Below are 20256 nucleotides of genomic sequence, written 5' to 3'. Positions count from 1 at the left end.
TGGGCACCAGGATAGGCACCCGGCCCCGGCCCGACCGAGGCTCACCAGCCGATCCGGCCCTTGCCCGACACCAGCGCGCGGGCGATCACCAGCCGCTGCACGTCGTTGGTGCCCTCGCCGATCGCCATCAGCGGCGCGTCCCGGTAGAGCCGCTCGACCACGAACTCCTGGGAGTAGCCGTAGCCGCCGTGGATGCGCATCGACTCCAGCGACGCCTTCAGCGCCACCTCGGAGGCGAAGTACTTCGCCATCCCGGCCTCCATGTCCACCCGCTTGCCGCTGTCGGCCTGGGACGCGGCCCAGTACGTCAGCAGCCGCGCCGCCTGGATCTCGGTGGCCAGGTCGGCGAGCTTGAGCTGGATCGCCTGGAAGTCGGCGATGGGCTGCCCGAACGCGGTGCGCTCCCGGGCGTAGCCGAGCGCGGCGTCGTACGCGGCCTGCGCGACGCCGACGGCGCGGGCGGCGATGTTGACCCGGCCGATCTCCAGCCCGCCGAGCACCTGCTGCATGCCGCGCCCCTCGACGCCGCCGAGCAGGGCGGAGACCGGCACCCGTACCTCGTCGAGCACGACCTCGCAGGTCTCGGTGCCCTTGTAGCCGAGCTTGGGCAGGTCGCGGCTGACGCTGAAGCCGGGCGACGACGGGTCCACGAGCAGCACCGACATGCCCTTGTGCGCGGGTTCGGTGATCGAGGTCTTGACGAGGAGGGGCAGCGGGTCGGCGTGGCGGGCGTTGGTGATCCACGTCTTGGTGCCGGTCACCACGTAGTGGTCGCCGTCGCGGACCGCGCGGGTCTGGATGCCCTGCAGGTCGGTGCCGGCGCCGGGCTCGGTGAGGGCGATCGCGGTGCGCCGGGCGCCGGTGGCGAGGTCCTTGAGGTAGAGCCGCCGCTGCTCCTCGGTGCCGTGCCGGTTGATCATCCAGCAGGCGAGCGAGTGGGAGCCGATGGTGCCGGCCACGCCCATCCAGCCGCGCGCGATCTCCTCGAAGACCAGCGCGAACGACACCATGTCCGCGCCCATGCCGCCGTACTCCTCGGGCACGGACAGGCCGAACAGGCCCATCTGCTTCATCTTGTCGATGATCTCGGCCGGGTATCTGCCGGAGTGCTCCCACTCGACGGCCACCGGCACGATCTCCTTGTCCACGAACGCGCGCAGGGTCTCCCGGAACGCCTTCTGCTCGTCGGTCAGCTCGAAATCCATGTGCCTCGTCCCCGGTCCGCTTGCTGATCAGGCAGCTCACGTTAATAAGGCGGCACTTACCGGGTCAATGTCCTACGCGACGGTCCGGGCGGCGAGCTTGGCGACGACGTCCACGATGCGGACGGCGCGCTCGATCTCCGCGCGGTGGAAGACCGGGCCTCCGGCGGCGCGCGCCACGACCAGGTGCATGCGGTGCTCCAGCACCGGCAGCAGCATCAGTCGCAGCTCGCGGGCGTCCACGGCGACGGCACGGGGCGGCGGCGCGGGCAGCTCGAAGGTGTCGGGGGCGGCCAGCGAGGCGTGCCGTACCGCGCCGTCCGCCACCGCCAGCGACCACTCCGCCCCGCACAGCCCCGGCAGCGCGTCCACGAGGGTGGCGAGGCCGCGGCCCGGCTCGGCCACGACGTGCGAGAGCAGGTCGTAGTCGAGCGCCGATCCCGGCACCTCCTTGGTGGTCCACACCCCTTCGACGCGCACGCCGGGCACCACCGACAGCCGCTCGCCGGCCTCGGCCGGGGTCACCTGCCCGGGCCAGGAGACGGTGAAGTCGTCCACGGCCCGCCCGGCCTCCCTTTCGAGCACGGTGACCTGCAGGATGTCGGCTCCGAGTGTGCCCAGTGCCTTGGCCACCCGGCCGAGCCCGCCCGGCCGGTCCGGCAGGGACACCCTCAGTCGCAGCAGCATGCCGCCCCCTTTCCCGAGCTCTCACAGTGCCGTGGAAAGGTTTCCAGCATGTTCCACGGAAATGTCGTACATGCTGCGGTTCTATCCCTAGATGCGGGTTTAAGTCCGGATTATCAACCACGGTCTGCCCATGGTGAGCTGGAGTTTTCCCAGATCGCGTCCCAAGAAGGCCAAGAAGGCCAGGTCAGGCGAACACGTCCTGCTGGTAGCGGCCGTCCGCCTCCAGCCCGGCCAGCCAGGCGGCGCCGTCCCCGCCGGTGCGCTCCCGGTGCAGGTCCAGGAGAGCCTGCCGGACGGCCGGAGCCATCCGGAGGCCGTCGCCGCAGACGTACACGTGCCCGCCCCGCTCCAGCAGCTCCCACACCTCCTCGCCGTGCGCGGCCAGCGCGTCCTGGACGTACCGGTACGGATGCCCGGCGACCGCCGAGTACGCGGCGTGCACGCTCACCTCCGGCCGCTCGGCCCAGGCCGCGAGCTCGTCGCGGTACAGCAGGTCGTGCTCGGGGTGCCGGCACCCGGCGAACACCAGGGCCCGCCCGGGAGCGTCCGACAGCGCCCGCTCCTCCAGGAAGCCGCGCAGCGGCGCGAACCCGGTGCCGGGACCCACGAGGATCACCGGCGTGGCCGGGTCGGCGGGCAGCCGGAACGCGGGCGCGGGCACCCGTACGTAGCCGTAGAAGACCTCGCCCTCCCCCAGCCCGGCCAGGTACGCCGAGCAGGTGCCGTGGTAGGTGCCGCTCCCCGACCAGGCGGGACCCTCGACGAGCCCGACCGTGAGCCGCACCAGCGACGGGTCGGCCAGCGGCGAGGAGGAGATCGAGTAGTAGCGCGGCCTGATCGGCCCGGCCAGCTCCAGGAACACCGGCAGCGGCAGCTCGATCGCGGGGAAGCGGTCGAGCAGCGCCAGCGGGGACAGGCGCTTGGCGAGGACCTCCTCGGCGTAGTTCGCGGTCAGCTCGGCGAGCTGGCGGCGGGTGAACGGGCAGGCGGTGTGGGCGGCCAGCGCCTCCAGGTCGGCGCGGGTGGCGACCTCCTGCAGCTCGGCGAACTCGCCGAGCAGCAGCCCGGCGGTCACCGGCGTGTCCACGGGCAGGTGCGTGGCGCCGGAGGCGCGCAGCCGCAGGACCTGCTCACGGGGGACGCGCAGGCAGCGCAGCGCCCATTCGACCAGCTCGGGGTCGTTCTTGGCGAAGACGGCCACGTGGTCGCCCGCCGTGTACGTGACGCCCTCGGGCAGCCGGGCCACGATGGAGCGCACGCCGGGGCGGGGCGCCTCGGCCGAGAAGTCCCAGAGCCCTGTGGGGTCGCCGGTCAGCTCCTCGTTGGAGACGACGGTCAGCGGGACGGCCCGCTCGGAGACGACGGCGGGCCGGACCTCGGCCTCGCTCAGCACCTCCATCGTGTAGCGGGGGCCGGTGGCGTCGGCGCCGGCGCCGTACTCCTCGGCGAGGGCCGCCCACAGCCGGGCGGTCCAGGCCGACACGTCGCCGTCGAAGTCGCCGTCGGTGTCGGCCTCGCCCCGCTCGACCAGCGGCACCGCGCCGGCGGCGATCAGCTTCTCACTGGCCCGGCGCGGGAACGCCTGGTAGGTCGGCCACTGGGTGTTGCCGCAGCCGAGCACCGCGAGGCGCACCCCGGACAGGTCCGGCAGCGTATCGAGGGCGTCGAAGCGCTGGGCGTTGTCGGGGGCCTTGCCGTTGTAGGAGGAGGCGACCACGATGAGCAGGCCCTCGCGCGGCGGGTCGAGCTCGTCGAGCGTGGTCAGCGTGGTGGCGAACCCGGCCCGCCCGGCCCGCTCGGCCAGCCGCTCGGCGAGGTCGGCGCTGGTGCCGAGGTTGGAGCCGTAGGCGACGGTGAGCGGCACCCCGGCGACCGCGACGTCCCGCTCCCGCCCGGTCGCGGCGTCGGCGGCGGCGTCGGGGAGCGTCACGACGATCCGCTCGTGGGCGCGCCGCTCGCGCACCCGCAGCGTGAACCCGTCCGGCTTGAGGGTGAGGGTCTGCTTGATCTTCATCCGGTACGCGTCCGGGTCGGACAGCGCGAAGCGCCGCAGGATCATCGCCAGCGCCAGCCGGGCTTCGGTGAGCGCGAACTGGCGGCCGATGCAGGCCCGCTCGCCGTTGCCGAACGGCTTGTACGCGGCCGGGTGGTGGTTCTTACGCTGCTCGGGCAGCCAGCGGTCGATGTCGAACTCGTCCGGCCGCTCCCACGCCCCGGGGTGGCGGTGCAGGACCGGCAGCAGCACGCCCACGCCCTGGTCCTTGGGGATCGGGTAGCCGCCGATCTCGGTGTCCTCGATCGCGCTCACGCCGAAGGCGGGGATCGGCGACCAGAGCCGCAGCGTCTCCTCCAGGATGCGGGGGATGACGTCGAGCTTCATGATCGTCTCGTAGGAGGGCGGCTCGTCGCCGGGCAGCAGCCGGTCCACCTCCTCGTACGCACGGGCCAGCGTGTGGGGCTCGCGCAGCAGGTTGTACAGCGCGAAGGAGAGCAGGCCGCTGGTGGTCTCGTGGCCGGCGATGAGGAAGGTGAGCACCTGGTTGCGGATGTTCTCGTCGGACAGCCGGGCGCCGGTCCGCGGGTCGGCGGCCTCCAGCATGAGCCCGAGCAGGTCGCCGGTCGCGCCGCCGCCCTCGGCCCTGCGGGCCCTGATGACGTCGTCGACGAGGGCCCTCATGGTGGCGATGTCGCGCCGGTAGGCCTCCTCGTGCCCGCGCTTGAGCCGGGTGACGAACGGGAGCTGCTGGTTGCGCAGCATGGCCTCGGTGAGCGCGCCGCCCATGGCCTTGAGGAACGGGTGCAGCTCCGGCGAGTTGAAGGAGTCGAAGCGGTGGCCGAACCCGGTGAGCGAGATCGTGTCGAGCGTGAGCCTGGTCATGTCGTCGGCGACGGGCAGGTCCTGGCCCTGCCGGGCCGCCCACGAGGCGACGAGCTGCTCGGCGACCTCCAGGAACTGCGGATAGTACGCCTTCATCGAGCGCTGGCTGAAGGCGGGCAGCAGGATGCGGTGCGCCTGCCCCCAGACCGGCTCGTGCCGCTCGGCGGTGAACAGGCCGTCGCCGCCGAAGTCGCGCACGATCGACAGCGGCGGCCGGATGCGCTTCTCGAACCGGCTCTCGTCGCACACCTCGGCGACCAGGTCGGGGTCGAAGACCATCACGATCGTCCGGCCGGCGACCTCCAGGCGGAAGACGCCCTCGTCCCGGTAGCGGGCGGCCACCTCGACGAAGTGCTCCGTCGGCGCGTGCGCGGGGATCTGCAGCGTGTTGCCGAGGAAGGGCAGCCCTTGCGGGGCGGGGATCGTCCGTGCCATCACGTGCTCCAGAAATCTAGCCATACACCGTATGGCTCACGCTACCATACGATGTATGGCTGTGAGCGCGCGCAGGGGAACCCCGCTGAGCATCGACGAGATCAGCGCCGCGGCGCTGCGACTGGTGGACGCGGGCGGCGTCGAGGCGTTGTCCATGCGCAAGCTGGCCGCCGAGCTCGCCGTCAACCCGATGTCGCTCTACCACCACGTGGAGAGCAAGGAGGCGCTGCTGGAGCTCGTCTGCGCCACGACGGCGGGGCGGATGAGCCTGCCGCCCGACGACGGCCGGCCGTGGCAGGAGCAGCTCCGCGCCCTGGCGTTCGCCTACCACCGGCACGCGCGGGAGCACCCCGCGCTGTGGATCCACGTGCACGGCCATCCGCGGATCGTCGCCGACCGGCGGCTGTCACTGTGGCAGGTGCTGGAGCGCATCCTGCGGCTGGCGGGGGTGCCCGAGGACGAGCTGCGGCGCACGAGCGACGTGCTGTACGCGTTCGTGTCGGGGATCATCCTGTCGGAGCTGCAGGGTCACCTGCCGGACGACCCCGAGGAGACCGGGCGCAGCCTGAACACCGCGGTCGAGCTCATCGTCAGAGGTCTGGAGGGCGGCGCGGCGGGCTGATCAGCCGGCCGCCTCCCACACGGAGTCGAAGGCGGCCCCGGGGATCTCGGTGAGATCCCAGATCTCCAGCGGCTGGTCGGTGAGGAAGCCCTGCTCGTCCTGCAGGTGCTCCCACCAGTAGCGGCGGGCGGCGCGGTCGGGGCCGACCTCGACCTGCCGGATCGCCCACTGCTCGCCGTCGCCGCCCTCGACGCTCTCGAACAGCCACACCCGGCCGGCCTCGTCGGCGGTGTGCCAGTAGCGGCGCGGGCCCTCGGCCTCGGCGAGCTGCCGGACCAGCGGCCGGCGGAGATCTGGAGCTACCACGCGCCCATGCTAGCGGCCGCTCTGGTAGGCGCCCGCGTCCGGCGAGCCGCCCAGCTCGCGGCCCAGGACGTCTTTCTGGCGGCCCGCGCCGCCGCCGAACCAGGCGGCGGTGAGCGGCAGGGCGCGGCCGATGGCCGGGGAGCCCGGCTGCAGCCGCAGGTCGGTGCGGGAGACGAACTTGGGGTCGGCGACGACGGACTTCGGCCCGAGCTTGAACTTGGTGCGCCCGCGGTAGACGCTGCCGTCCTCGTCGGCGCCCTTGCCGTCCTCCCAGCCGGCCTCGCCGCCGACGACGATGACGTTGTTGCGGAGCTTGAGAATCCCGGGCGCGCAGCCGTCGTGGCAGGACCAGCCGATGGTCTGCTTGCCTGGCAGATAGACCGAGTTGTGCACCGCGATGGTGCCCTTGACCGGGCCGACGACGTGGCGGGGGCCGCGGGTGACGAGGAAGGAGGCCTTGCCGCGGGAGGAGGTCACGACGTTGAAGGCGAAGACGTTGCCGGTGGCGGTCCTGCCCTTACGCGCGCCGAGCTCGGTGAAGGTCTCGTTGTCGCGGGAGATGTTGTGGGTGACGAGGTTGCGGTCGCCGTTGTAGATCTCGACGGCGGCGCCGTCGGTGCCGTAGTCGGCGCTCTTGGCGTAGCTGCCGCTGATGGTGTTGCCGGTGATGACGTTGTCGTCGCCGTTGAGCAGCACGCCGAAGGCGCCGGAGTCGTTGTCGCCGCCCGCGTCGTTGACGCTCATGCGGTTGTTGCCGCTGATCACGCTGTCGCGGACGGTGTTGCGCGAGCCGGTGATCTGCACGCCCGCGACGTTGTGGTCGGCCCGCACGCCGGAGAGCTGGTTGTCACGGCCGGCGAGGCGGAAGCCGGCCCAGCGGCACCGGGTGGCGCGCAGGTTGCTGACCCGCCAGTGGTCGCCGCTGATGATCACGCAGTCGTCGTCGGAGCCGGTGATCTTGGCGTCGGGGCCCTTGCCGTAGGTCTTGACGACGATCGGCCGGGCCGCGGTGCCGCTGGCGGCCAGCGTGAGCGGGCCCTCGAAGGAGCTGCCGCGCTTGATGGCGACGGTGTCGCCGGGCTTGAGGTCGGCGACGTTGACCGCGTGGAGCGTTCTCCACGCGGTGCGGGCGCTGGTGCCCTCGGCCGAGTCGTCACCCGTTTTGGAGTCGACGTAATAGGTGGTGCCCGCTTGGGCCGAGGCCGCCGTCGCGGGAAGGGCGGGCAGGATCGAGGCCATGACGGCTACGGACAGCAACCTCATCGGAGCGCACCACTATCTAATTGAAACGACAAGTAACAGAGGCCACCGTAGCGTGTTCAGTGCGTGACACGCCATACGCTGAGTGACGGCGCGTCGCCGGGGATCTCGTCGCCGTCGGCCGCGTCGTGCACGCCCTCCATTCGGACGCCCGTCGGCAGCGGCTCGCCGGGGGCCCGGCGCGCGGCCACCACCAGCGTCTCCTCCTCCGTCTCGCGGGCGAAGACCAGGCAGTCGGCGTCGGCGTGCAGCCAGCGCAGCCCGCCGTGACGCAGGGCGGGCTCGGCGCGGCGCAGGCCGAGCAGCGCCCGGTATCCCGCGAGAGTGGCGAGGTCCTGGTCGGCGGGCCGGTTCCAGGGCATCGGGGTGCGCGAGTGCTCGCCGTTGACGCCGGTCAGGCCGAACTCGCTGCCGGCGAAGACCATGGGCGTGCCGGGCAGCGTGGCCTGCAGGCCGAGGGCGAGCAGGTGGCGCTCGCGCGAGCCGGTGACGGTGCGGATGCGCGGCGAGTCGTGGGAGTCGAGAAGCTGCCAGGAGTGCACGAGCGAGCGCCACGACATGTGGGCGGCGAAGGTCGTGAAGGTGGCGAGCGTGGCGTGCCCGTCACGCTCCGGCACGCCGCCCGGCACGCCGAGGAAGTGGTCGAGGTTCAGGCCGGGGTCGCGCAGCCAGGCCCAGACCGGGCGGGTGAAGCCGCCGTAGTTCATGGTGCCGTGCCAGCCGCCGCGGTCGAGGTCGCCGCTCGCGTCGTGGTTGTGCTCGGCGATGAAGGCCGCGTCCGGGCCGAGCGCCGCCCGCAGGTACGCGGCGGCGTCGTGTGCGAGGTCGTCGGCGCCGCGCCGCCCGGTCATGTTGGCGACGTCCACGCGCCAGCCGTCGAGCGGGCCGAGCCAGCGGGTCAGGACCTCGCGCATCCCCTCGCGTACGCGCGGGCTGTTCCAGTTGAGCTTGGGCAGCGACTTGACGCCCCACCAGGACTCGTAGTCGCCGGTGTCGGGGTCGAAGTAGAACATCTCGCGCTCGGGCGCGGCGACGTCGGAGACGGCGGCGGTGAACCACTCGTGGGTGTCGCCGCAGTGGTTGGTGGTGACGTCGCCGAGCAGGCGCATGCCGCGGGCGTGCAGCGCGTCCGCCAGGCGGTGCAGCGCCGCGTCGCCGCCGAGCAGCGGGTCGACCCGGTCGAAGGTGGCGGCGTCGTAGCGGTGGTTGGAGCGGGCCGGGAAGATCGGCGTCAGGTAGACGGTGTCGGCGCCGAGGCTCTCGACGTGGTCGAGCCGCCGTACGACGCCGTCGAGGTCGCCGCCGTAGAACTGCTCGGCGGTGCCGGGGCCCGACGGGATGACGGGGTCGGCGTCCCAGTCGCGCGGCAGCGCCCAGTCGGGCAGGTCACGGTCGGGCAGGTCGCGCATCGGGCGGGAGCGCTCGAAGCGGTCGGGGAAGATCTGGTAGACGATCGAGTCCCGCATCCAGCGCGGCGGCGGCTCGTGGCACACCAGCCGGAAGTCCGTGGCGTCGGTGACGTCGTGCCCCACGAGGCCAGCGGCGGTCAGCCACCTCTGGCCCCGCCCGGTGGCCAGCAGGAACCGGTAGGGCGTGACCGGGTTGACGGCGGTGATCTCGGCCCGCCACCAGACGTCCCCGCGGCCGAGGCCGGGGACCCGCCTGGCGGCGGGCGCGGCCTCGGCGTAGCGGGGCTCGCCGTCCTGGACGGCCCGTACGTGCACGCCGGTGACGCCCGCGGCCCGCGGCGCGCGCAGCCAGAGCGTCACCCGCGCGCCGAGCTCGGGCTCCTGGTCGGGGACGTACAGGGCGGAGCCGTCGTGGTGCGGCTCCTCGACGTAGCGCAATGCACTTATCCCTTGACTGCGCCGGCGGTCAGGCCGGAGACGATGTACTTCTGCAACCAGAGGAACACACCGACGGTCGGAACGGCGGTCAGCAGCGTGCCCGCGGCGAACATGCCGAAGTTCGCGTTGCGGTGGTCGCCGGCGATCATGCCGTACATGCCGACCGAGAGGGTCTTGCTGCCGGGGTCGCGCAGGAACACGTTGGCCATGAGGAACTCGCTCATCGTGCCGATGAAGGCCAGCAGCGCGGTGACCGCGAGGATCGGGGTGACCAGCGGCATGATGATCCGCCAGAAGATCTGCGCGTGCGTGGCGCCGTCCACGGTGGCGGCCTCGTCGAGCTCCTTCGGCACGGTGTCGAGGAAGCCCTTCATCAGCCAGGTGTTCACGCCGAGCGCGCCGCCGAGGTAGAGCAGCAGCAGGCCCCACGCCGTGTTGAAGCCGAACGCCGGGTAGAGCTCGGTGACCTCGGTGAAGATCATGAAGATCGTCACGATGGCCAGGAACTGCGGGAACATCTGGATGAGCAGCAGCGCCAGCAGCCCGGCCCGGCGGCCCGCGAAGCGCATGCGGCTGAAGGCGTAGGCGGCGAACATCGACAGCAGCAGGCTCGCGAACGACGAGGCCAGCGCGATGAACACCGAGTTGAAGAACCAGCGCCCGAACGGATAGGTGTCCGAGGTGAGCAGGTTCACGAAGTTCGTCACGCCGGCGCCGGACGGCAGCAGGTCGGTCGAGGCCAGCGTGCCCAGCGGGTTGATCGCCGCCGACACCACGAACAGGATGGGGAACAGCGCGAACGCGCAGACGACGAGCACGAACACGTGCCTGAGGGCGAGCTTCACGCGTAGACCTCCTCCTGCTTGCGGGTGCGCCGGAAGGCCACCGCCGAGACGAGCGCCACGATCGCGAAGATGAACACCGAGATGGCCGCGGCGAACCCGAACTGCGCCCCGGCCGCGCCGAAGGCCAGCCGGAAGGTGTAGGTGATGAGCAGGTCGGTGGCGCCGACCTGCGGGCTCGCGGCCGGGAACGGCCCGCCCTCGGTGGTGAGCGCGATGGCGTTGAAGTTGTTGAAGTTGAACGCGAACGACGAGATCAGCAGCGGCGTCAGCGCGACCAGCAGCAGCGGCAGCGTCACCCGCCGGAAGGCCCGCCACGGGGTCGCCCCGTCGATGGCCGCCGCCTCGGTCAGCTCGCGCGGGATGGCCTGCAGCGCGCCGGTCGTGACGAGGAACATGTACGGGAAGCCGAGCCACAGGTTGACCAGGATCACCGCGAACCGGGCGGTCACGGGCTCGCCGAGCCAGTCCACGTGCACGCCGAGAAGCTGGTTGACCAGGCCGAAGTCGCGGTTGAACATGTCCCGCCAGACCAGCAGCATGGCGAAGGCCGGCATCGCGTACGGCAGGATCAGCGCGATCCGGTAGAACCGGGTGCCGCGCATGCGCGGGTGGTGCAGCGCCAGCGCGACCGCCATGCCGAGGCCGAACGTGCCGAGCACCGAGGCCAGCGCGAAGACCGCGTTCCAGCCGAGCACGCCCAGGAAGTAGCCGGAGATGGTGGGGTCGGTCAGCGCGCGGGCGAAGTTGGCGAATCCGACGTTCACCTGCCAGCCCTGCGCCAGGTGCTCGCCCTTGGCGTTGACGAAGTAGCCCTGGTCCTCGTCGGCCGTCCAGGGGCCGCCGTCGCCGCGTACGCAGTCGCACGCCTCGTCGTACACGAGCGCGGCCCGGCCCTCGACGGCCCGGCTGAGCCCGTTGGCCTTGATCAGGCCGCCGGACGTGGGCACGGCGAGGGCGGAGACCTCGGCGGCGCGGGCGGCGGCCTCGGGGGCCTTGAGCACGGTCAGGCCGGGAGCGGAGACGACCTTGCCGGTGATGCCGAGCTCGGCCCCGGTCAGCGGGGTCAGCCCGTCGGCGGTGCCGAGCGAGACCTGCTTGGTCTTCGGGTCGACCAGCAGGAACACCAGCTCCTCGCCGCGCAGGGCGGGGGTCAGGGCGTACTCGGGAGAGCCGGGGGCCTGGCGCACCGAGCCGGTCTCGATGGCGGTGACCGCCTCGGCCTTGCTGCCCCGGTGCCCGTCGCCGAAGTTGGTGAACGCGGTGGTCGCCGTGTAGACGACGGGGAACACCTGGAAGGCGACGAGGAAGACGGTGCCGGGGACGAGGTACTTCGCCGGGACGAAGCGCCGGGTCAGGTAGAGCAGGGCGATGCCCGCGGCGGCGGCGCACAGCACCACGAGCGCGGCCCACGACTCGGTGGCGACCAGCGGCGGAACGGCGTACAGCAGGATCGCGGCGGTCACGGCGAGCACCGCGATCCGGCTCACCACGAACGCCGTGGTGATCTCCCTGCGGGGCCGGGCGGGCGGCGTCCCCGCCGCCCGCCCGCTCTCGCGCACGTCGAGTGCCACGGCGTCAGTTCTTGAGCGCGCCGTCGACGGCCTTCTGCGCGGCCGCCGCGGCCTCGGCCGCGTCGCCGCCCTTGACCGCCGCGTTCTCGGCGATGCCGAACGGCTCCCAGATGGCGGCCATCTCGGGGATGGCGGGCATCGGCATGCCGTCCTTGCCGGCGTCCATGAACTTCACGGCGTCCGGGTCCTCGGCCTGGACCTGCTGGAGCGCGGCCGACAGCGCCGGGGGCCGCGGGTCGGCCTTGTAGAGCGCCATGGCGACGTCCACGTTGGTCACGTAGTTGGCGACGAACTCCTGGGCCAGGGCCTTGCTCTTGCCCTTGGAGGCGACGAAGAAGGTCTGGACGCCGACGAACGGGGTGGCGGGCTTGCCGTCCTTGAACGCAGGGACGGGGCTGATGTCGTAGGAGACGCCGGCCTTCTTGACGTCGGCGATCGCCCACGGGCCGGAGACGAGGTAGGCGCACTTGCCGCCGGCGAAGTTGACGATGTAGTTCTCGTTGGTGATCGACGTGCGCAGCGCGCCGTCGCCCTTCTCGCCGAGGTCCTTGAGCTTCTCGAACGCCTTGACCGAGTCCGGCGAGCCGAGCAGCACCGTCTTGGGGTCGGGGTCGCCGGTGGAGGTGGCGCCGAACAGCGCGCCGCCGGCCGAGGCGAAGATCGGGTAGACGTGGAAGGCGTCGCCCTTCTGGCCGACCGGCAGGCAGAGCACCTCCTTGACCTTGCCGTCCGCCTTGAGCTTCTTGCCCTGGGCGATCAGGTCCTCGATGCTGGCGGGCGCGTCGGGGGCGAGCTTGGTGTTGCGGATGAGGGCGATGTTCTCCACGGCGTAGGGGGCGCCGTAGATCTGGCCGTTGAAGGTGACGGCCTGCAGGGCCTTGGCGGAGAAGGCGCCCTTCTGCTCCTCGGTCAGCGTGATCGGGTCGATGGCGCCGTTCTGCACCAGGTTGCCGATCCAGTCGTGCGCGCCGATCATGATGTCGGGGCCGCTGCCCTGCTGGGAGGCGGTGAGGAAGGTCGTCTGGTTGTCCTTGGAGATCTCCTTGACCTCCACCTTCACGCCGTTCTCCTTGCCGAAGGCCTCGGCGAAGGGCTGCAGCGGCTGGACCCGGCTGGGGTCGGCCCAGATGACGAGCGTGCCGCCGCCCGCGGCCGCCGTGGCAGGGGCGGACGCGCCGGACGAGGCGGTGGGGGCGGCCGGCTCTGCGCCGCCGCAGCCCGTGGCGGCGAGGGCGAGGGTCGCGAGGGCGGCCACACCCAGAGCACGCTTGCGCATGAGACCTCCTGAGGTCACGCAGAAGCAGCGGCGCGCTGATGGCGCGCCGCCGCGGAGGGAAAGCCCGAACGTTTCCAGGAAGTTAGCGGCTCTTTGCAAGAATTGGAAGGTCTTGCGAAAGAGCGTTACCAAACCCGCACGTCGCTTCTGCAACTTGCGGAAAGTTACGCTTGACCCAGAAGCGACGATCAGGACATCCTTCACCAGAACATCACAGGACCACTCGGTCCCCCGGGGGAAGGAACACCATGCTGCTCGGCAACGACGACTGGTGGCGGGACGCCGTCGTGTACCAGGTCTATCCGCGAAGCTTCGCCGACGCGAACGGCGACGGCACCGGTGACCTCCAGGGCGTGCGCGGCCGCCTGGACTACCTCGCGAGCCTCGGCGTGGACGCGATCTGGCTCAGCCCGTTCTACACCTCGCCCCTCGCCGACGGCGGCTACGACGTGGCCGACTACCGCGACGTGGACCCGCGCTTCGGCACGCTCGCCGACTTCGACGCGCTCGTCGCCGAGGCCCACGGCAAGGGCATCAGGGTCATCGTGGACCTGGTGCCGAACCACTCCTCCGACCGGCACCCCTGGTTCCAGGCCGGCCTGCGCGACCGCTACATCTTCCGCGACGAGCCCAACGACTGGGAGTCGATCTTCGGCGGCCCGGCGTGGACGCAGGTCGAGGACGGCCAGTGGTACCTCCACCTGTTCGCGCCCGAGCAGCCCGACCTCAACTGGGACAACCCCGAGGTGCGCGCCGAGTTCCGCGACATCCTGCGCTTCTGGCTGGAGCGCGGCGTGGACGGCTTCCGCGTGGACGTGGCGCACGGCATGATCAAGGCCGCCGGCCTGCCGGACGTCGGGGCGAAGGACGGCCCGCAGGCCGAGATGCTCGGCGACGAGCAGGTGCCCTACTTCGACCAGGACGGCGTGCACGACATCTACCGCGAGTGGCGGCCGATCCTCGACTCCTACCCGGGCGGCCGGATGGCGGTGGCCGAGGCGTGGGTCTCCTCCCCCGAGCGCCTGGCCCGCTACATCGGCCCGGACGAGCTGCACCAGGCGTTCAACTTCGAGTTCATGATGGCCGACTTCCACGCCAAGTCGTTCCGTACGGTCATCGAGAAGTCGCTGGCCGAGGCCGAGCTGGTCGGCGCGCCCACCACCTGGGTGCTGTCCAACCACGACAAGCCGCGCCACGTCACCCGCCACGGGAGCCTGGCCCGCGCCCGCGCGGCCACCCTGCTCATGCTGGCTCTGCCCGGCTCGGCCTACCTCTACAACGGCGAGGAGCTGGGCCTGCCCGAGGTCCTCGACCTGCCGGACGAGCTGCGCCAGGACCCGGCCTTCCTGCGCCGGGGCGAGAGCCGCGACGGCTGCCGGGTGCCGATCCCGTGGACCGCCGAGCCCGGCTGCGGCTGGCGCGACCCGTGGCTGCCGATCCCGGCGGAGTGGACGGCGCTGTCGGCCGAGGCCCAGGAGGACGACCCCGGCTCGACGCTCAACCTCTACCGGGCCGCGCTGCGCCTGCGCAGGCGGCATCCGGCGCTCGGCGGCGGCACGCTGTCCTGGCTGGACTCCCCCGAGGACGTCCTGGCCGTCGAGCGGGACCCCGGCCTGGTGGTGGTGCTCAACACCGGCGAGCGTCCCGTGCCGCCGGGCGTCGCGGGCGAGGTGCTGCTGTCCAGCGGCCCGCTGGCGGCCGACGGGTCGATCCCGCCCGACACCGCCGTCTGGATCCAGCGCTCCGGCTCCGGCACCGACGATTGATAGCTGATGCTTTGGGGGATCTTTCCCCTCTCGCGGCATCTGCGAGTCGTGACGCTCGGTAATGTCGTGGGATGTCGGCGGTGTTCCGGTCGATCTGGGGCAGGTCCCTGCGGGGACGGGTGACCCTGATCGCCACGATCGTGGCGGCCCTCGTGCTCCTGCCCATGGGCGTCGCGGCCGTCGTCCTCGCCCGCACGCTGGTCGAGTCGTCCGTCTTCGCCGACACCCGCCACACCGCCCAGCGGGTGGCGTACGAGATGCGCTCCGGCAGCCTGCCCCAGGGCTCCACCATCCCGCTGCCCGACCCGTCGGTCGACCTCATCCAGGTCATCGGCGCCGACGAACGGATCATCGCCACCAGCGACGCCGCCCGCGCCCTGCCGCCGCTCACCGACCTGCGCCCCACGCGGCAGGACCCCGAGATCGACGTGTTCAACTGCCTGCCGACCGAGTGCGTGCACCTGTCGGCGATCCAGGTGAACGTCTCCCCCGACTCGCCCGTCGTCCTCGCCGGGCGCAGCACCCCGGACGTGCTGGGCACGCGCACCCTGGAGTTCATCGTCTTCGCCGAGGTCGCGGTGCTGGTCGCGCTGGCCGGGTGGGCGACCTGGCTGATCACCGGGCGGGCGCTGCGCCCGGTGGCCACCATGCGCGCGCAGCTCGACGCGGTGCACACCGGCGACCTCAGCAGCCGCGTCAGCGAGCCGCCGGGCGAGGACGAGGTGGCCCAGCTCGCCCGCTCGATCAACGGCACGCTGACCCGCCTGGAACGTTCCGCCGAGCAGCAGCGCCAGTTCGCCTCCGACGCCTCCCACGAGCTGCGCACCCCGATCGCCGGGCTGCGCGCCCAGCTGGAGAGCGCCCAGCTCTACCCGGACGACACCGACCTGCGGTCGCTGGTGAAAAGCGCCCTGCGCGACACCGACCGGCTGGAGGCCATCATCACCGACCTGCTCCTGCTGGCCAGGATCGGCTCCCAGGTGGACGCGGCCAAGGAACGGGTGGACCTGGCCGTCCTGGTGCGCCAGGAGCTGGGCCGGCGCAGCGACAAACTGCCGGTCCACGCCGACCTGGCCGCCGGCGTCGAGGTGGACGGCGTGCGGCTGCAGCTCGCCCGCGTGCTGACGAACCTGCTGGACAACGCCCAGCGGCACGCCGAGACCCACGTCCAGGTGCGGGTGACCCGCAAGAACGGCCTGGCGGTGCTGTCGGTGGAGAACGACGGCCAGGAGATCCCCGAGGCCGAGCGCGAGCGCATCTTCGAGCGCTTCACCCGGCTGGACGCCTCCCGCAGCCGCGACGCCGGCGGCACCGGCCTCGGCCTCGCCATCGCCCGCGACGTGGCGCTCGCGCACGGCGGCCAGATCCGCGCGGAGGACTTCCCGGGCGGTGCCCGGTTCGTCCTGAGACTTCCGGCGGCTACGTGATTTCTACCGTTCCGATAGTGGATCATTGGTTCATGACGGAGCAGGCGCCGCAGGGCGTAGATCCCCGCATCCCCAACGCGGCCCGCATGTACGACTACTTCCTGGGCGGCAAGGACAACTTCAAGGCCGACCGCGACCTCGGCGACATGGTGCTCGGCGTCATGCCCGAGGTCCGCGACGGCACCAGGGAGAACCGCGCGTTCATCGGCCGCATGGTCCGCTACCTGTGCGAGCAGGGCATCACGCAGTTCCTCGACCTGGGCTCGGGCCTGCCGACCCAGGAGAACGTGCACGAGGTCGCCCACCGGATCGTTCCCGAGGCCCGCGTGGTCTACGTCGACAACGACCCCGTGGTGGCCACGCACGGCCGGGCGCTGCTCGCCGACCCCAACCGGGTGGCGATGGTGCTGGGCGACGTGCGCCGGCCGGAGGAGATCCTGTCCGACCCCGAGGTGCGCGGCCTGCTCGACTTCTCCCGGCCCGTGGCCGTGCTCATGATGTTCATCCTGCACTTCGTGCCGGACGAGGAGGACCCGCAGGGCTTCGTGGCCGCCTACCGGGAGGCGCTGGCGCCGGGCAGCTACCTCGCCATCTCCCACATGGGCAACGACGTGGCGACCGAGCGGGCCGCCCGCATCGCCGGGTTCTACCGTCAGTCGGGGATGCCGTTCACGCCGCGGCCGGGCAAGGAGATCGAGACCTTCTTCGGCGACTTCGAGCTGATCCCGCCGGGTCTCGCCAACGGGCTCGGACCGGCCGTGTGGCCGTTCGCCGACCCCGCGCACCCGACGATCGTGGACGAGGAGACGGCCCGCATGGGGTACGCGGGCATCGCCCGCAAGCCGCGCTGAGAAGTCCCTCCACGAGCGCCCGACCGGCTCGCGGCCGGCGGCTGGGAGCCGGTCCGGCGCTCTAGGCCCGCGGGCCGAACCCGACGGCGGGCAGGATGGCCTGGTCGACGATCGCCTCAAGCGTCTCGTCGGTGGGCGGGGCGCCTCTGTCGAGCAGGTGCTTGGTCACCAGCGCCTCGCCGATGTCGGCCACGACCGGGGTGATCAGCTCGGCGCTGAAGTGGCCCCGGTCGGCGTAGTGCCGCAGCACCGTGAGCGTGAACGTGCCGCCACGGCCGGCGAAGACCCGCTCGTGCAGCGCCTCCGACATCAGCTCCGCGCTCTTCGGGTCGGTGAGGATGGCGGCCACCGCCCGGCCCGCCCTGCTGAACGCCCACTCCGTCATGAGGCGCAGCGCCCTGATCAGGTCGCCGCGCAGATCGTCCGCCCCCGGGGCCGGCTCCTCCACCGGATGCTGGTGGTAGAGCGCGTCCAGAAGCACCTCGACGGGGCTGGACCAGCGGCGGTACAGCGTCGTGCGCGGCGTCGCCGCCCGCCGGCCGATGCCGTCCATGGTCAGCCGTGCCACGCCGACCTCCAGCACCTCCTCCAGCACGGCGTCGTGGATGGCCTTGAGCAACTCCTCGCCACGCCGGCGCGTCCGCCCGCTGTGGTCGCCCATCATCGCCCCCTTGCTCAGCTACACGGGTGTAGCTTACCTTCATCATCATTAGATACAGTCGTGTAGCTAATTACTGAGGGGACACCCATGTCCGTCGCTCCGCCGCTGCCCGTCCAGGGAGCCACTCCCGTCACGCGCCGGGCTCTCGCGCCCGACCTGGCCCGCGGGCTGATGCTGCTGCTGATCGCGCTGGCCCACGCGCACATGTACCTGGGGGGCCACCCCGTGGGCTTCCGCGGCTACGCCCTCGACGGGGGCACGCTGGACCGCCTCGTCGCCGGGGTCCAGATCCTGCTGGTGGACGGGCGCGCCCTGCCCATGTTCGCCGCGCTGTTCGGCTACGGCCTGGTCCAGCTCGCGCACCGGCAGCTCGCCGCCGGCCGGAGCCCGTCCCGGGTGCGCGCGGTGCTGCGCCGCCGGAGCCTGTGGCTGCTGGCCTTCGGGTTCTGCCACGCGCTGCTGCTGTTCTTCGGGGACATCCTGGGGGCGTACGGGCTGGTGGGGCTCGTCCTCGCCGGCTTCGTCCTGCGCGAGGACCGCACCGTGCTGCGCGCCGCCTTCGCCGGGCTCGTCGCGCACGCCGTGGTCATGGCCGCCTTCGGCCTGCTCACGATCTCCGGGCCCAAGGGCGACACCCCGGCCGCCATGGCCGACCCGGTCGAGGCGACGATGATGCGGCTGATCGGCTGGTCCGGGATGACGCCCACGTACTTCGCCGTGGGCGTGGTGCCGGCGTTCCTGTTCGGCGTCTGGGCCGCGAGGCGCCGCCTGCTGGAGGACCCGCTGGCGCACCGGGACCTGCTCTCCCGGGTGGCGACCCTGGGCACCGGGCTGGCGGTCGCGGGAGGGGTGCCGTTGACGCTGATCGACACGCGGGTGTGGGCGGCGTCCGATGCGGTGGCGGTGGCGGCGTACGTGCTGCACAGTCTGAGCGGCATCGCGGGCGGGCTGGCGTACGCGGCCGTCATCGGCCTGGTCGCCTCCCGCGTGCGGCCCGGCGTGGCCGTCAGGGCGTTGTCCGCGTGCGGCCAGTGGTCGCTCACCTGTTACCTGCTGCAGTCGGTGATCTTCGTGGCGGTGTTCGCGCCGTACTTCGGCGGGCTCGGCACCCGCGTCGGCGACGCCGCCGCGTCCGGCGTCGCCGTGCTGACCTGGCTCGCCACGGTGGTCCTCGCCGCCGTGCTGTCCGCGGGCGGCCGGAGGGGTCCGGCGGAGGCGCTGCTCCGGCGTCTCACCTACGGCCGCCGCTGACGCGGGTCAGGCGCGGGCCATCTCCCGCTCCCCGGCGTCGGGCTCGGGACGCTCCCCGGGGGACTCGTCCTCGTCGATCAGGGTGGACTCGTCGAACGGGGCCCGCCCGGCCAGCACCTCGCCGGCGCGCTCCCGGTCGAAGTCGCCGGTCCAGGTGCCCACGAGGACCGTCGCCACGGCGTTGCCCGCGAAGTTGGTGAGCGCCCGCGCCTCGGACATGAAGCGGTCGATGCCCACGATGAGGCCGACGCCGTCCACCAGCTCGGGCCGGTGCGCCTGCAGGCCGCCGGCCAGGGTGGCGAGCCCCGCGCCCGTCACGCCCGCCGCGCCCTTCGAGGCGATCATCATGAACAGCAGCAGCGCCACCTGCTCGCCGAGCTCCAGCGGCGAGCCGGTCGCGGTGGCGATGAACAGCGTGGCCATGGTGAGGTAGATGGCGGTGCCGTCGAGGTTGAAGGAGTAGCCGGTCGGGACCGTGATGCCCGCGACGGTCCGGCTCACGCCGAGGTGCTCCATCTTGGCGATGAGCCGCGGCAGCGCGGTCTCCGAGGAGGACGTCGAGAGGATCAGCAGGAACTCGCGGCCGAGATAGCGCAGCAGCGACCACAGGTTGACCCGGGCGACCAGCCACAGCAGCGGGCCGAGCACCAGGCCGACGAAGAGCACGCAGGTGGTGTAGAAGGCGATCATGATGATCGCGAGGCTCTTGAGCGCCTCGATGCCGGTGGCGCCCACGACGGCCGCGATCGCGCCGAACGCGCCCACGGGCGCGGCCCACATGACCATGGCGAGGATGCGGAAGACGAGCCGCTGCAGGTGCTCGATGCCGCGCAGGATCGGCTTGCCCCTCTCCCGCATCGCCTGGAGCGCGAAGCCGGTCAGCAGCGCCACCAGCAGCGCCTGCAGCACCGACCCCGAGGTCAGCGACGACAGCAGCGTGTCGGGGATGATGCCGAGCACGAAGTCGACGGTGCCGCTCTCGGCGCCCTTGGCCGCCTCCGCCTCGGCCGCCTGCCGGGCGGTGTCGGTGAGCCGCAGCCCCTCGCCCGGGTGGATGACGTTGCCCACGAGCAGGCCGATGAGCAGGGCCACCGTGGACATCACGATGAAGTAGCCGAGGGCGAGGCCGCCGACCTTGCCGACCTTGGCGGCCTGGCTCACCGAGCCGACGCCGAGCACGATGGTGCAGAAGATGATCGGCCCGATCAGCATCTTGATGAGGGCGACGAACCCGGTGCCGAGGGGTTTGAGCGCCTGACCGGCCTCCGGCCAGACGAACCCGACCAGGATCCCGAGCAGGACCGCCGCGATGACGGCCAGGTACAGATAGCGTGTGCGATCGCGCATGGGGGGTTGTCTCCAGCCACTGCG

16 protein-coding genes are annotated in these 20256 nt (G+C 72.0%); 5 read left to right on the top strand and 11 right to left on the bottom strand.

Features of this window, described 5'->3' with window-relative positions; genetic code table 11:
* Nucleotides 1-41: 41 nt before the first annotated feature.
* The 3 genes from AC27IY_RS26480 to AC27IY_RS26470 form a co-directional block, all read right to left on the bottom strand.
* The gene (locus tag AC27IY_RS26480) at nucleotides 42-1205 is read right to left on the bottom strand and encodes an acyl-CoA dehydrogenase family protein (protein ID WP_487179492.1); all 1164 of its coding nucleotides are present in this window, start codon (nucleotides 1203-1205) and stop codon (nucleotides 42-44) included.
* Nucleotides 1206-1277: 72 nt separating this feature from the next.
* Nucleotides 1278-1889: an ACT domain-containing protein gene (locus AC27IY_RS26475; RefSeq protein ID WP_423448539.1), complete on the bottom strand. Its 612-nt coding sequence runs from the start codon at nucleotides 1887-1889 to the stop codon at nucleotides 1278-1280.
* A 184-nt stretch (nucleotides 1890-2073) separates the two neighbouring features.
* Nucleotides 2074-5202, bottom strand: a complete 3129-nt coding sequence (locus AC27IY_RS26470; RefSeq protein ID WP_487179491.1) for a bifunctional cytochrome P450/NADPH--P450 reductase — start codon at nucleotides 5200-5202, stop codon at nucleotides 2074-2076.
* Between the two features lie 55 nt (nucleotides 5203-5257).
* Between AC27IY_RS26470 and AC27IY_RS26465 the strand changes: the two genes are divergently transcribed.
* Entirely contained in the window at nucleotides 5258-5824 is a 567-nt protein-coding gene (locus AC27IY_RS26465; RefSeq protein WP_423448542.1) for a TetR/AcrR family transcriptional regulator, read from the top strand.
* On the opposite strand, the gene AC27IY_RS26460 is transcribed toward AC27IY_RS26465, so the two are convergent.
* Genes AC27IY_RS26460 through AC27IY_RS26435 form a run of 6 tightly spaced genes read right to left on the bottom strand, consistent with a single transcriptional unit; the run spans nucleotide 5825 to nucleotide 12929 of the window.
* Entirely contained in the window at nucleotides 5825-6130 is a 306-nt protein-coding gene (locus tag AC27IY_RS26460) for a hypothetical protein (protein ID WP_091093265.1), read from the bottom strand.
* A 9-nt stretch (nucleotides 6131-6139) separates the two neighbouring features.
* The gene (locus tag AC27IY_RS26455) at nucleotides 6140-7393 is read right to left on the bottom strand and encodes a NosD domain-containing protein (protein ID WP_423470605.1); all 1254 of its coding nucleotides are present in this window, start codon (nucleotides 7391-7393) and stop codon (nucleotides 6140-6142) included.
* 56 nt (nucleotides 7394-7449) lie between these two features.
* Nucleotides 7450-9237 carry a glycoside hydrolase family 13 protein gene (locus tag AC27IY_RS26450; RefSeq protein WP_364452351.1) on the bottom strand — a complete coding sequence of 596 codons (1788 nt, stop codon included), beginning with the start codon at nucleotides 9235-9237 and terminating at the stop codon, nucleotides 7450-7452.
* Between the two features lie 5 nt (nucleotides 9238-9242).
* Nucleotides 9243-10082: a sugar ABC transporter permease gene (locus AC27IY_RS26445; RefSeq protein WP_344215136.1), complete on the bottom strand. Its 840-nt coding sequence runs from the start codon at nucleotides 10080-10082 to the stop codon at nucleotides 9243-9245.
* Entirely contained in the window at nucleotides 10079-11653 is a 1575-nt protein-coding gene (locus AC27IY_RS26440) for an ABC transporter permease subunit (RefSeq protein ID WP_487179488.1), read from the bottom strand. The genes AC27IY_RS26445 and AC27IY_RS26440 overlap by 4 nt, the downstream gene beginning before the upstream one ends.
* A 4-nt stretch (nucleotides 11654-11657) precedes the next feature.
* A complete protein-coding gene (locus AC27IY_RS26435) occupies nucleotides 11658-12929 on the bottom strand; it encodes a sugar ABC transporter substrate-binding protein (RefSeq protein WP_364452358.1) in 1272 nt (423 codons plus the stop codon).
* A 248-nt stretch (nucleotides 12930-13177) separates the two neighbouring features.
* Here AC27IY_RS26435 and AC27IY_RS26430 point away from each other — a divergent pair, with 248 nt between their 5' ends.
* The 3 genes from AC27IY_RS26430 to AC27IY_RS26420 all read left to right on the top strand — a co-directional run bounded on the left by AC27IY_RS26430 (nucleotide 13178) and on the right by AC27IY_RS26420 (nucleotide 16973).
* Nucleotides 13178-14695 carry a glycoside hydrolase family 13 protein gene (locus tag AC27IY_RS26430; RefSeq protein ID WP_344215142.1) on the top strand — a complete coding sequence of 506 codons (1518 nt, stop codon included), beginning with the start codon at nucleotides 13178-13180 and terminating at the stop codon, nucleotides 14693-14695.
* A gap of 71 nt (nucleotides 14696-14766) precedes the next feature.
* Nucleotides 14767-16122: a sensor histidine kinase gene (locus AC27IY_RS26425; protein ID WP_487179486.1), complete on the top strand. Its 1356-nt coding sequence runs from the start codon at nucleotides 14767-14769 to the stop codon at nucleotides 16120-16122.
* A 32-nt stretch (nucleotides 16123-16154) separates the two neighbouring features.
* Nucleotides 16155-16973: an SAM-dependent methyltransferase gene (locus AC27IY_RS26420; RefSeq protein ID WP_371247136.1), complete on the top strand. Its 819-nt coding sequence runs from the start codon at nucleotides 16155-16157 to the stop codon at nucleotides 16971-16973.
* 61 nt (nucleotides 16974-17034) lie between these two features.
* Here AC27IY_RS26420 and AC27IY_RS26415 read toward each other — a convergent pair whose 3' ends face one another.
* Entirely contained in the window at nucleotides 17035-17634 is a 600-nt protein-coding gene (locus AC27IY_RS26415; protein WP_423470600.1) for a TetR/AcrR family transcriptional regulator, read from the bottom strand.
* A gap of 87 nt (nucleotides 17635-17721) precedes the next feature.
* On the opposite strand from AC27IY_RS26415, the gene AC27IY_RS26410 reads away from it, so the two are divergent.
* The gene (locus AC27IY_RS26410; RefSeq protein WP_487179484.1) at nucleotides 17722-18885 is read left to right on the top strand and encodes a DUF418 domain-containing protein; all 1164 of its coding nucleotides are present in this window, start codon (nucleotides 17722-17724) and stop codon (nucleotides 18883-18885) included.
* A gap of 6 nt (nucleotides 18886-18891) precedes the next feature.
* Here AC27IY_RS26410 and AC27IY_RS26405 read toward each other — a convergent pair whose 3' ends face one another.
* Nucleotides 18892-20232, bottom strand: a complete 1341-nt coding sequence (locus tag AC27IY_RS26405) for a cation:dicarboxylate symporter family transporter (RefSeq protein WP_487179483.1) — start codon at nucleotides 20230-20232, stop codon at nucleotides 18892-18894.
* Nucleotides 20233-20256: the final 24 nt, after the last annotated feature.

It is taken from the genome of Nonomuraea sp. B208 (assembly GCF_057536035.1).
This window is presented reverse-complemented; position numbering and strand designations above follow the sequence as displayed.